This is a genomic window from Gordonia sp. 34D, from assembly GCF_056682775.1.
This window is the reverse complement of sequence record NZ_CM155293.1, coordinates 3235035-3247523: the sequence shown is the minus strand read 5'-3', so window position 1 is coordinate 3247523 and position 12489 is coordinate 3235035. Positions and strand designations below refer to the sequence as shown.

The 12489-nt window shown below is 64.7% G+C and carries 13 protein-coding genes; 6 read left to right on the top strand and 7 right to left on the bottom strand.

Going from position 1 to position 12489, the window contains the following annotated elements:
• Positions 1-107: 107 nt before the first annotated feature.
• Both AC1L34_RS15045 and AC1L34_RS15040 read left to right on the top strand, forming a co-directional pair.
• Positions 108-590 (top strand): Lrp/AsnC family transcriptional regulator, encoded by a 483-nt coding sequence (locus AC1L34_RS15045; protein WP_424296758.1) that lies wholly within the window; start codon positions 108-110, stop codon positions 588-590.
• Positions 591-629: 39 nt separating this feature from the next.
• Positions 630-1820 (top strand): NAD(P)/FAD-dependent oxidoreductase, encoded by a 1191-nt coding sequence (locus tag AC1L34_RS15040; protein WP_480034874.1) that lies wholly within the window; start codon positions 630-632, stop codon positions 1818-1820.
• Positions 1821-1855: 35 nt separating this feature from the next.
• On the opposite strand, the gene AC1L34_RS15035 is transcribed toward AC1L34_RS15040, so the two are convergent.
• Both AC1L34_RS15035 and rraA read right to left on the bottom strand, forming a co-directional pair.
• Entirely contained in the window at positions 1856-3409 is a 1554-nt protein-coding gene (locus AC1L34_RS15035; RefSeq protein ID WP_424323294.1) for a succinic semialdehyde dehydrogenase, read from the bottom strand.
• A 35-nt stretch (positions 3410-3444) separates the two neighbouring features.
• Positions 3445-3933, bottom strand: a complete 489-nt coding sequence (rraA, locus tag AC1L34_RS15030; protein WP_424294796.1) for a ribonuclease E activity regulator RraA — start codon at positions 3931-3933, stop codon at positions 3445-3447.
• A 97-nt stretch (positions 3934-4030) separates the two neighbouring features.
• Here rraA and AC1L34_RS15025 point away from each other — a divergent pair, with 97 nt between their 5' ends.
• From AC1L34_RS15025 to AC1L34_RS15015, 3 genes are all read left to right on the top strand, one after another.
• On the top strand, positions 4031-4609 hold the full coding sequence (locus tag AC1L34_RS15025; RefSeq protein WP_424323293.1) for a TetR/AcrR family transcriptional regulator: 579 nt from the start codon (positions 4031-4033) through the stop codon (positions 4607-4609).
• Between the two features lie 85 nt (positions 4610-4694).
• Positions 4695-5768: an ABC transporter permease gene (locus AC1L34_RS15020; RefSeq protein ID WP_424294800.1), complete on the top strand. Its 1074-nt coding sequence runs from the start codon at positions 4695-4697 to the stop codon at positions 5766-5768.
• Positions 5765-6421, top strand: coding sequence for an ABC transporter ATP-binding protein (locus AC1L34_RS15015; RefSeq protein ID WP_424321980.1), 657 nt, complete (start codon positions 5765-5767; stop codon positions 6419-6421). Before AC1L34_RS15020 ends, AC1L34_RS15015 begins: the two co-directional genes overlap by 4 nt.
• Positions 6422-6462: 41 nt before the next feature.
• Here AC1L34_RS15015 and AC1L34_RS15010 read toward each other — a convergent pair whose 3' ends face one another.
• Positions 6463-8724, bottom strand: a complete 2262-nt coding sequence (locus AC1L34_RS15010) for a heavy metal translocating P-type ATPase (protein WP_480034873.1) — start codon at positions 8722-8724, stop codon at positions 6463-6465.
• 2 nt (positions 8725-8726) lie between these two features.
• On the opposite strand from AC1L34_RS15010, the gene AC1L34_RS15005 reads away from it, so the two are divergent.
• Positions 8727-8903, top strand: a complete 177-nt coding sequence (locus tag AC1L34_RS15005; protein ID WP_480034872.1) for a hypothetical protein — start codon at positions 8727-8729, stop codon at positions 8901-8903.
• On the opposite strand, the gene AC1L34_RS15000 is transcribed toward AC1L34_RS15005, so the two are convergent.
• The 4 genes from AC1L34_RS15000 to nadB form a co-directional block, all read right to left on the bottom strand.
• Positions 8888-9094 (bottom strand): heavy-metal-associated domain-containing protein, encoded by a 207-nt coding sequence (locus AC1L34_RS15000; protein WP_480034871.1) that lies wholly within the window; start codon positions 9092-9094, stop codon positions 8888-8890. The genes AC1L34_RS15005 and AC1L34_RS15000 overlap by 16 nt on opposite strands.
• An 89-nt stretch (positions 9095-9183) precedes the next feature.
• Positions 9184-9531: a metal-sensitive transcriptional regulator gene (locus tag AC1L34_RS14995; protein WP_424294809.1), complete on the bottom strand. Its 348-nt coding sequence runs from the start codon at positions 9529-9531 to the stop codon at positions 9184-9186.
• A gap of 92 nt (positions 9532-9623) precedes the next feature.
• Positions 9624-10739, bottom strand: coding sequence for a hypothetical protein (locus AC1L34_RS14990; protein ID WP_480034870.1), 1116 nt, complete (start codon positions 10737-10739; stop codon positions 9624-9626).
• A 73-nt stretch (positions 10740-10812) separates the two neighbouring features.
• A complete protein-coding gene (gene nadB / locus AC1L34_RS14985) occupies positions 10813-12468 on the bottom strand; it encodes an L-aspartate oxidase (protein WP_424294812.1) in 1656 nt (551 codons plus the stop codon).
• Positions 12469-12489 lie beyond the last annotated feature (21 nt).

Genomic DNA, 12489 nt, shown 5'->3' with positions numbered 1-12489 from the left:
ATACCTGTGGCAAGCGTCTCAATTCACCGCAGCTTGCACAAGGACGCTTTCTTAGATTGATCAAAGTGCCCAATATTTGCCACGCTGGACGGGCCATACTGTGCTGTATGGCCACCATCGATCGGACCGACGCGCGCATCCTCCGAGCCCTCTGTGAGTTCCCGCGAGCTTCCGGCGTACAACTCGCCGGGCTCGTTGCCATGGCCCGCAATACCGTCCAGGCACGGCTGGGCAGGTGGGAAACCGAGGGGCTGCTGGCCCCGTTCGATCGCCGGGTGCGACCCCGCGACCTGGGCTTCCCGCTGCGCGCCTACATTGCGGTGGTCGTCGATCAGCATCGCCTTGAGGAAGTCGTCGATCAACTCGATGGGATTCCCGAAGTCCTGGAGGCTGTCGGCATTTCTGGTATTGCCGATCTGCAATTGCTCGTCGCCGCCGCCGACGCCGACGACCTCTATCGAATCGCCGGCTACATCCTGGCCGTGCCCGGCGTGGAGCGCACCACGGTCTCGGTCGTGATGCACGAGGCTATCCCCTATCGGATGTTGCCGCTGATCGACCGCCTCGCCGGTCAGAACGAGCCGGGCTAGCCTGGGATTTAGGAGCACTTCGTCGCATCACCGTGAACCATGACCGGGTCGAGGGGAGTCCAGGTGAACAGTAGTTTCGACGTCATCGTGATTGGCGGTGGAATCGCCGGGGTTTCCATCGCCTATGAGCTGGCCGAACATCGCAGCGTGGCGATAGTTGAACGGGAGTCGACGCTGGCCTACCACACGACTGGTCGGTCTGCCGCCACCTTTTTGGAGAGTTACGGCAATTCGACGGTCCGCGCGATCACTCGCGCGAGCCGCGATTTCTTCCTTTCGCCGCCCGACTTTGTGGACGGCCCACTGATTGCCGACCTGCCGCTGCTGATCGTCGCGAACGACTCCGAGGTTCCCGGTTTGCGGGAGCAATATCGGACGGTGCACGGACCGGCGGCGTCGACGATCGAACTGGTCGACGGTGCCAGCGCGGAGGCGCTCAATCCGATGTTGCGGCCGGGCTACACCGCACTCGCGATGGTCGACTACGGGTCACTGGAGCTGGACGTTCACGGTCTTCATCAGGGATATCTGCGTGGACTGCGACAGCGCGGCGGGGTGGTGAAGCGGTCGGCGGGCGTTGTCGCTGCACGACGCGAAGGGTCGTTGTGGGTGCTGACGGACGCTGCTGGCAACGAACACCGCGCCTGCACCGTGGTGAACGCTGCGGGCGCGTGGTGCGACGAGGTCGCGACAACGTTCGGTGCCGCCCCGATTGGGATTGCACCCCTGCGGCGGACCGCCTTTATGGTTCCGGCACCGCGTGATTTGCCGACGGCCGCGGTGAACCGCACGATGACCGCGGTGAACCGCACCATGACAATGTCGGCGAGTGAGGATTTTTATTTCAAGCCGGATGGTGCCGGTTTTCTGTGTTCCCCGGCGGATGAGACGTTGACTATGCCGTCGGATGCGAAGCCGGACGACTTGGAGATTGCGCGCGCTATTGAACGCCTCCATGAGGCGACTCTCCTTGCGGTGCGGAGTGTTTCGGCATCGTGGGCGGGGCTGCGGTCGTTCACTGTTGACCGCAGCCCTGCCGTCGGCCCCGATCCGACCGTCGATGGCTTGTTCTGGTTCGCTGGCCAGGGCGGGTACGGGATCCAGATGGCTCCGGCGTTGGCCCGTGCGGGCGCATCCCTGCTTGCTGCGGGAGACCTGCCCGACAACTTGCTCGCCACCGGCGTCACCGCCGCCGGGTTGGCCCCGGACCGGTCAGCATTGGCCGCTTAACGGCCACCAAAGCAACAACTTCTGTCGGCGCCGGACTACCGTCCCGGCAGGAACTTCAGGGACTTGATGAGCGCTGGCGTCACCTTGAGGTAGACGCTCTGCGGGATGCCGCGGATACCGTCGAGGCCGATGAAACGCTGGGTCGCGATGGTCTTCGACTCGCAGTACTTCAACAGGCCCTCTTCACCGTGGCGACGGCCCATGCCGGAGATGCCCATGCCGCCCATCGGTGCGGCAGTGGAGCCCCATGCGGCGGCGTAGCCCTCATTGATGTTGACGGTGCCGGCATTGATCTGGTCCGCGATCTTCTGCGCTTCAGCGTCGCTACCGGCAAAGATGCTGGCGTTGAGACCGTAGTCGGTGTCGTTGGCGAGCTTGATGGCTTCGTCGGTGGAGTCGACCGGGTAGAGCGACACCAGCGGACCGAAGGTCTCGTCGCCGAAGCATTCCATCTGGTCGGTGACGTCGGCAAGGACGGTCGGTTCATAGAAGAAGGGCCCAAGGTCCGCCCGACGACGACCACCGGCGAGCACCTTGGCACCCTTGGCTACGGCGTCGGTGACGTGGGCGTCGATCGCCTCGACCTGCTGAGCCGAGACGAGCGAGCCCATGTCGGCGGAGAAGTCGTAGGTGGCGGCGAGCGTCATGTCCTTGACGTGCTGCGCGAACTTGGCGGTGAACTCGTCGGAGATCGCGCGATCAACGTAGATGCGTTCGATTGAGATGCACAATTGCCCCGAGTTCGAGTAGCAAGCGCGGGCGGCACCGGCGACAGCCTTGTCGATGTCGGCGTTGCGGGTGATGATCATCGGGTTTTTGCCGCCGAGTTCAGCGGAGAAGCCGATGAGGCGTGCACCCGCCTGGCTGGCGAGGGTGGCACCGGTGGCCGACGACCCGGTGAACATGACGTAGTCGGTGGTGGCGACAATCGCCTGACCAACGACCGATCCGGCACCGGGAACCACGGCATACAGTTCGCGCGGCAGGCCAGCCTGGTAGAGCAATTCGGCGAGCGCCAGCGCGCAGTACGGGGTGTTGCTGTCGGGTTTGATGACCACACCGTTGCCCGCGAGAAGTGCGGCGACAGCGTCGGAAACGGCAAGCGTCAGCGGGTAGTTCCACGGGCTGATAACGCCAACAACGCCCTTGGGCTGGTAGGTGACACGTACGTCAGTCGCTCCGGGAAGCATGCCGGGGACCTTGCGGTCGGCGAGCATCTTGGGACCGTTCTGTGCGTAGAACCGGGCGGTCATCGCAACGTCGAGCACTTCTTCTTGCGCGTAGATGCGGGCCTTGCCGGTCTCGGCCTGCGCGATATCCATGAGGGAGTCGGCATTGATGTGGACCAACTCAGCGAACGTGTTGAGAACCTTGGCGCGCTCGGCGACGGGTCGATCACCCCAGGCGCCCTGAGCGGCGCGGGCCCGCGCGACGGCAAGTTCGAGATCTTCCGCGGTCCCGACCGGGATGGTCGCCATTTCCGCGCCGCTGTACGACTCCAGGATTGGACGGGTCGGACGCGATGCCGCGTCGTCGATGGCGACCAAAGCGCCGAGACGCTTGAAGTAAGACGGTGAAGGCTTCGGCATGGGTTCTCCTAAAGGGTTGAGCGGAGGAAGAAGATCTAGGCAGAAGGCGCGACGAGGACAATGCCGTCGTCGTCGGAGTAGGCGAGATCGCCGGGATTGAAGGTGACGCCGCCGAGTTCGATCGGCACGTCGCGCTCGCCCGCACCGGTCTTGGTGGACTTGCGGGGGTTGGTGCCGAAGGCTTTGACGCCGATCGCCATTTCGCCGATCATCTTGGAGTCGCGGATGGCACCGTTGGCGATAATGCCGACCCAGCCGTTGGAGCGTCCGAGTTCGGCGATGATGTCGCCGACAAGCGCGGTGTGCACCGAGCCGCCGCCGTCAATCACCAGCACTCCACCGGGATTCGATTCGGAGAGAATCGACTTCAGCAGCGCATTGTCTTCGAAGCAGCGGACGGTCGTGACGGTACCGACAAATTCGCGATTGCCGCCGTACTGGGTGAACTGGGCATCGCAACTGCGAACATCGGAACCGATCTCATCGACGAGGTCGGCAGTGGGCGTGAAGTTCGGCGTACTCATGAGTATCAATTCTAGGCGAGTCGCAAGTTATCCGTAACCGTCGGTTACGACAGGTAGCATTCCATCGGCGCCAGCGGAACAGCGGAAGGCGGTGATTGTGCCCAAAATCAGTGCAGCCTCAGTGGTCGAACATCGCGAGGCCGTGCTCGCCGCCCTGGTCAACGGCACCAAGGCCATCCTCCTCAGCGACGGCGACCGGAAACTGACTGCGGCTTCCGTCGCTGCCGAAGCAGGAATCGCCCGCAACAGCATTTATCGATACGTGTCCTCCGTCGACGATCTAGTCGATATGGTCGTCGCTCGTGGATTCACCGAGTGGGCACAGCGCGTGGCCGCCGATGTTGAGGCCGCGCCCGATGCCCGCGCGGCGGTCGTGGCGTATGTGCGGAGCAATCTGGAACTAGCCGCCAGTGGCGAGCACACCCTGCAGAGTTCTCTGAGCGGAGCGAAAATCTCCGAGTCGGCCCGGGACCGCATTGTGGAACTGCATCAGCAGATCTCGGCCGTCTTGCACGATGCCGTCGGCCAACTCGATTCCCGCCAACCCGAGTTGATCGTGTCGGCGATTGAATCGTTGGTCGGCGCGAGTCTCAATAAAGTGGGGCCCGACCAGTCATCCGACCAGGTCATCGAGTTTATGTGCCGTGCGACCGAGGCTATCGTCGACGCGGGCTAAACAATTTTGAGACACCCCGTCGCCGTCCTGTACCGTTCTTCGCGACAGGGTGTCTCAAAGATGGGTGTGGAAATTGTTCATCGCAATGCGCGAACTGCGAGCCGCCTGGGGGCGGTTCGCGATGATAGGCCTGGTGGTTGCGCTAGTCGCCGCTCTGGTCGGCATGGTCTCCGGCTTCACCATTGGCCTCGGCAACGACACGGTGTCCGCCCTGCGGGCAATGAACGCCAAGTCGGTGGCCTTCGCCGACGGCGCGACCGACTTCAATCGCAGCACCATTGCCGAATCGGACGTGCAGGCGTGGGCCGCGCTGCCCGACGTCGACTCCACCCCCATCGGCATCTCGCTGACACACGGTGAGGCGAACCGGAACACCGCGCTCGATATGGCCGTCATCGGGATCGATCCGAACAGCCCGCTCAATCCCGGCAACAAGACCGGCGAGAAACTCACGACCGGCCCGAATGAGGTCATCGTTTCCGCAAAGCTGCTCGACGACGGCGTCGCCATCGGTGACCAGATCACCGTCGACAACACCGACATCGTGCTGCGTGTGGTTGGGACCGTCGACACGATCTCGTACGGCCACGTGCCTGCCGCGTACACCTCGCTCGACACTTGGCGAACCATTCGTTACGGCACCACCGACTTGAACGACCGCCAGCGCGGCACGGCCGCCGCCATCGTCGTTCTGGGTGGCGATGCGCCCGCACAGCTCGGCAATACGACACTCAGTTCCGAAGAGGCCATGCTTGAGGCCGCGCCCGGGTACTCGGGCGAGCGGCTGACAATGAACTCCATCCTGGCGTTCCTCTATGTGATTGCTCCGCTGATTGTCGCCGCGTTTTTCGCGGTCTGGGTGCTGCAGCGACAGGGCGTGTACGCCTTGCAGCGGGCCCTCGGGGTCTCGCGGTGGTCGTTGATCGGCACCACCCTCGCCCAGGCGGCGATCGTGGTGGGCCTGGCGACCATCCTCGGATCGGCCGTCGCGTACGGCCTCGGCCTGCTGTTTGGCGATGCCGTCCCGTTTGACCTTCCGTTCTCGTCCCTCGCAACGACGACCTTCGCGGTGATCGCGGCCTCGCTGGTCGGTTCTGCCGTCACCCTCCGCTGGGTCGTGACCGCCGATCCTTTGACCATGCTGGGAGCTTCCCGATGAGCCTCGACCTTCGCAATATCAACGTCGAATACCGTTCCGGCGAGGAACGCCTAGTAATCCTCGATAAGTTCAACGAGTCATTTGAGCCGAGTGTCGTCACGACGATTGTCGGTCCGTCCGGGTCGGGTAAGTCGACCTTGTTGGGCGTGTGCGGCGTGTTGCGTCAGCCAACCGAGGGCACCGTGATGCTCGACGGCACCGACGTGACCTCGCAGTCCGTCCGCGAGCGTGACCGATTGCGCCGCACCCAGATTGGTTACGTCTTCCAGTCGGGTAACTTGCTTCCCGGCCTGACAGTTCTGGACCAGGTGCTCGCGATGGCGACCATTGCTGGCGAGCGTCCGTCGAAGGCGCGTGCGCGTGCGGTGGAACTGCTCGACGAGGTCGGCCTGTCCGGGCATCTCAAGGCCCGACCGGAGAGTTTGTCCGGCGGTCAGCGGCAGCGAGTGGCGATTGCCCGCGCCATCGTCCACCGCCCACGGCTCCTCTTGGTCGACGAGCCGACGGCCGCCGTCGACCGCAGTCAGGCTGGCCAGATCACCGAGCTCATCAAGCGGGTCACCGCCGAATCGGGTTGCATTACGGTGATCGCCACCCATGACCCCGAGGTGATGGACGCAGCCGATCGCGTCATCGCGCTGGCTGCGGTGTAGGGAGGCAGTTCCCCAACCGCCGTGCTGCTACCGCCGTGCTGCTACTGCCTGCGGGACCGGAAACCGCGGAGACGCAGACTGTTCGCGACGACGAAGACCGACGAGAACGCCATCGCGAGGCCAGCCATCATGGGGTTCAGCAGCGCCGCTGCCGCCAGCGGAAGGGCTGCCACGTTGTAGGCGAAAGCCCAGAACAGATTCCCCTTGATGGTGCCAAGCGTCTTGCGTGCCAGCGCAATCGCATCAACGACGGCCCACAGATCGCCGCTGACGACCGTCAGGTCGCCCGCCTCGATCGCGACGTCGGTACCGGTTCCCATGGCGATACCTAGATCGGCCGAGGCCAGCGCTGCCGCATCGTTGACGCCGTCTCCGACCATCGCGACCACGCGACCTTCGGCATGCAGGCGGGCGATGGCGTCGACCTTGCCGTCCGGGGTCACATCGGCGATGACTTCGTCGATGCCTACCTGGGCGGCGACATGTGCGGCAGCACCGGCATTGTCGCCGGTCAGCAGCACTGGCCGCAGCCCCATGCGCTTGAGCTCGGCGATGGCAGCAGCCGACGTCGGTTTCACCGTGTCGGCCACGACAATCACGCCTGCGATGCTGTCGAGGTAGGTCACGACAACGGGTGTCGCGCCGCGCGCTGATGCCTCAGCGACCACTTGGCCCATCCGATCGTCGAGCGGGACCGGCACATCGCGCGGCCCCGTAACGGTGACGCGCAAGCCGTCGATGACGGCGGTTACGCCGGCACCGGCCAGGTTGCGGAAGTCCGCGGTGTTGGGGAGGTCTAGTCCCCGGACAGTCGCGCGGTCGACGACGGCACGGCCGATCGGGTGCTCCGAGTTCGCTTCGACGGCCGCGGCCCGTGCCAGCATGTCGTCGGCATCCACACCGTCGGCGGCGATGACGTCGTGCACGGTCATCTCGCCGGTGGTGACGGTTCCGGTCTTATCGAGCGCCACCGTATCGACAGCGCGAGTGGACTCGAGAACTTCCGGGCCCTTCAGCAGGATGCCAAGTTGCGCGCCGCGACCTGTACCGACCATCAATGCGGTCGGCGTTGCCAAGCCGAGGGCGCACGGGCAGGCGATCACCAGCACCGAAACCGCAGCGGTCATGGCGAGGGTCAGTCCCCCGCCGACGCCGAGCCAGAAGCCGAGGACACCTGCGGCGATGGCGATGACGACCGGCACGAAGTAGGCGGAGATCCGGTCGGCGAGCCTCTGCACCTGCGCTTTTCCCGCCTGCGCATCGGCGACCATTTTGGCCATCTGCGCCAGCGCGGTATCGGCACCGACCGCGTTTGCCTCAACTTCAAGGCGACCGTGCGCGTTGACGGTTCCGCCGACCACCTTGTCATCGACGGACACCTCGACGGGCATGGACTCACCGGTCAGCATCGACTGGTCGACCGCCGATGCACCGGCGACCACAACACCGTCGGTCGCGATCTTTTCACCGGGCCGCACCACAAAGCGTTCCCCGACGGCGAGTTCACCAATCGGAATTGTCACCTCGCGTCCGGCACGCAGCACCGTCACGTCTTTAGCGCCGACTTCGGCGAGGGCGCGCAGAGCGTCGCCAGCGCGGAGCTTCGATCGCTTCTCGAAATAGCGGCCGGCCAGTAAGAAGGTGGTGACACCGGCGGCGGCCTCGAGGTAGATATTTGACGATCCGTCGCCCCGGGAGGCGATGAGGTCGAAGCCGTGGGTCATTCCGGGAACCCCGGCGTCGCCCCAGAACAGGGCGTAGATGGACCACCCGAACGCGGCAAGCGTACCCACCGACACCAAGGTGTCCATCGTGGTGGTTCCGTGGCGGGCGCTCGCGAACGCAGCGCGGTGGAAGGGCAACGCGCCCCACACCACGACCGGTGCGGCGAGCGTCAACGACAACCACTGCCAGTTCGTAAACTGCCAGGCGGGAACCATGGCGAGGACGATGACCGGCAGTGACAGGATGGCCGAGACGATCAGCCGCTGACGCAGCGAGGCGAGCTCGGTCTCGGCCCGTGTCGCCACCGGCTCACCGTCGGCGTCGGAGGTATCAGTGGTGACCGATGGCGGAACTACCTTCTGCGCGTCATAACCTGCGGACCGGACGGCCTCGATGAGGTCATCGGGTGTCAAGGCCTCGGCAAATTCGACGTGTGCCTGTTCGGTCGCGTAGTTCACGGTGGCGGTTACGCCGTCGAGCTTGTTGAGTTTGCGTTCGATGCGGTTGGCGCATGACGCGCAGGTCATTCCGATGAGTTCGAGGTCCACTTCGCGATCAGCGGCTGCTGCCCGAGTCATGGGTGAGTCCCTTCCTCTTGGTGGTCGACCATTTGGCTATGCGAGGGCTGCTGATCGCTGTCCCAAGGCCCGACGGCCTTGCCGACACCGAAGGCCGCCCCGAAAACGATCGCGAGCCCGGCGGCGAATGCGACGATCCGCGCAACCGGGCTCGACAGCTCGGTCACTGGATCTGGTAGCCGGCTTCGACGACGGCAGCGTCGACGACGGCCGGATCGAGCGGCGAGTCACTGGTGATGTCGACACGACCACTGTCTACGTCGACATCGACCCGCTGGACGCCCGGAATTTCGGAAATCTCTTCGCGTACCGAGGCCGCACAGTGGCCGCAGGTCATGCCGGTGACAGTGACGGTGGTGGTTTCGCTCATGATTTCTTCTCCTCGATGTTGCTCAGTTACAGGTATGTACGTGGGTGTTGGCTTACGCCGCTGCGGTCGTGGGCCCGCTCTTTGCCTGCCTAGGACTTAACGAGGCGAGTGATGGCCTTCATGGCTTCCTCAACCTTGGCCGCGGCGGCTTCGTCGGATTCACGGGCGGCTTCGACCACACAGTGATCCATGTGGGCGTGCAGGAGTCCAAGCCCGACCGATTCCAAGGCCTTGGTCATTGCCGAGACCTGCGTCAAGATGTCGATGCAGTAGGCCTCTTCGTCGACCATGCGTTGCAGTCCACGCGCCTGACCTTCGATCAGCTTGAGCCGACGGACGAACTTTTCCTTTTCCGGAATGTAGCCGTGATGTTCGTGCTCATCCTGATGCTTGGCGGCGTGCGTATCGGTGGCCATTTCCACTCCGTACTCCTGCATTCGGATACCCCCTGTAGGTATCACCAATTCAGTTGTACGCCTGAATTTGACACTTGTCTACCCCTAGGGGGTATCAGAAGCAGTGCTCCGCGTCAGCGCGGCTTCAGGGCATCGGCGAGGCGCCCGAGCGAGGCGGCAACATCGTGCAGCGCCAGCGAGACTTCGCGTCGCGCGCCATATTGCGGATCGGTTCGCATCTGAGCCGCGACTTCCTGAACCACCGCGGCAATCGACGCAATGTCAGCATCGCGAGGCAACGAGTGCCTTGCGGTCGGTACGCCCATGCGGACCGGATCCATGCCCGACGAGACCACCTCAACGAGGGGCGTCGTCAGCACCGTCGACGTGGCCTGACGGATCTGCAGCATTTCCGACCTCGCCTCCGGCTCGGCAGCCCGGGGAGGTTCGGGAATGCGATGGCGACTACGAGCGCCTGCCCCATCGATCTCGACGGGTTCCACGTCGATGATGGTTTCGGCCGGGTAGAACCGGTCGGGACCAGACACGACGGGCTCGGCTACGACGGGTTGAGCCACGTGATGTTCGGCGACATACGTACCGCGCGCCGTTGGCCAGGCAGGGGCGGGCTGGCGGAAGCTCTCCTCGGGAAACGCCAGAATGTCCGTGTGCGGGAGATCCTTCAGACTCGGCATACCCGCAAACAACTCGTCGAGCGCACTCGCGCTACGTGCGGCCGCCGCAGGTGCCGGTGCTATCGGCTCGGTGTATCCCGCACGACGCGCCCATTCCGGTGGCTGAGGCGCAGGCGCCCGGGGTGCTGGCGGTTGGGGTGCTGGCGGTTGGGATACGGGCGGCTGGGGTCGAGCTGGAGCCTGACGCGGCAGCGGCTGACTCGGGGCAGGCGCGGGCGGGACCTGTGCAAGAGGTTCCGGAAAATCGCGACCAACCGGCGCCGCATAGCGGTGTTGGCCGCCGTGTCCGGCGAAAAAGAGGCATGGCGCACCGTCGAGGGCCCGCGACGGACACTCAAACTCGTCAGAGAGATTCTGCGAACCGCGGGCATAGTCACCCCACAGCAGCCACTTGCGGCGGCCGGAGTGCATTTGCTCGCCGTCGGACCCGTGCGGACCGACATGCCCCGCCGGGAGGTCACAACCCACCAGCCACTCGTGAGTGGGGGTCAATCGAAGGGCAACTCGCTCGTGCGGGGCCGCAACGATCGCCGACCAGCAGCCTGAACCGCGCATTGCACATCACTTTCTCGTGGAGTCCCCCGGGAGAACCTACAGATCAAAGCTTACGGAGCACCCCTGACAGTAGCTATTTGCGAAGCGAATCAGGCGCGAAATGTCCGGCCCGAATTACGTCTGCGTCAACCTCGACAAACGCCTGGTCGGCTAAAACAAACATATACGACGCTGCGACGGTGCTGGTTTCGGGAAAATCGGCGCGATAATGACAGCCACGGGACTCCTCGCGGATTCGCGCAGCCGCGATCACCGCTCGCGCGGTCAACGTCAGATTCGCGTCTTCGGCATCAGTCACCGAGTCGAGTTTGCGCAGGGGTGCCGCCTCAAGCAGCTGTGCCAACCGATCCAAGCCTTCCGCGCTGCGATCGAGCGCCACGCTCGACGACATCGCGTCTTGCAGTGCTGTGCGGTCGTAGGCGGGGAGCTCAGCCGGCGAAGCGGCAGCCCACGTCGCCCCCTGATCCGTCGTCGATCCTTCTGCCGTCGAGCCCTCTGCGCCCAACTCCCCTGCGCTCAACTCCTCTGCTGTGCGAGCAACCGCGCGGCCCATCACCAGCCCCTCGAGCAGGCTGTTGGACGCGAGCCGGTTGGCACCGTGGAGCCCGGTGCGGGCAACTTCACCCGCGGCGAGCAGGCCCGGAACGTTAGTCCGGCCGCCGCCATCGACCACCACTCCGCCGCACAGATAGTGCGCACCCGGAACCACCGGAAGCCGATTCCCCGTCAGATCCAATCCGGAAGCGCGTACACCGGCTGTCACCGTCGGGAATCGCTCTTCGAAGTTGTCGATAGCCGAGATGTCGAGCCACACGTGCGGTTGCCCGGTACGCGCCATCGCCGCCGTCACCGCGCGCGCCACCACGTCGCGGGGCGCGAGATCACCCATCGGGTGCACACCGGCAGTCACCGAATCGCCGTTCACATCGACGAGGACGCCCCCTTCGCCTCGCACCGCTTCGCTGACCAGCGTGCGCCGACCGCGTGCGCCGGGTACGTACAGCATCGTCGGGTGAAACTGCACAAACTCCAGGTCGGCAACGCACGCTCCCGCCCGGAGCGCGAGCGCAATGCCGTCGCCGGTGGAACCGGACGGATTCGTAGTCGCCGAATACAGATGGCCGAGTCCCCCGGTGGCGATCAGGACCGCGGGGGCCCGGACGATGTGTCGGCCCGAGTCGTCGGCATATTCCAATCCCACGGCACGACCATCGTCGATCAGCACTTGCGTGGCGCACGCATGATGCAGCACCCGAACGGGTGCCTTCGCGACCGCCGTTGCGAGGGCCTGCTGAACCCGCGCACCGGTGGCATCCCCACCGGCATGGATTATTCGCCGAACGCTGTGACCGCCTTCGCGAGTCCGACGAAAGCGGCCGTCGGCGTCGAGATCGAATTGCGCACCCCAGTCGACGAGCTGAGTAACGGCGTCGAAACCATCGGCCAGAATTGGCTCCGACGACTCCGCATCGGTAAGGCCGGCACCCGCCGCCAGCGTGTCGGCCAGGTGCAGTGCCACCGAGTCTTCGGGGTTGTCCGGTTCGACGACGGCGATCCCTCCCTGCGCGTAGAAGGTCGCTGTCGACTGCTCGTGACCGGAGTTCTCCCAGGCTTTGCCTTTGGTGAGCACCGCAACGGACAGCCCACGGCGTGCGGCCACCAGCGCGGCCGTCAGCCCGGCGACACCTGCGCCGACAACCACCAGATCGGCCCGAAACTCTTCACTCATGTGCGCTCCCATACCGGTTAT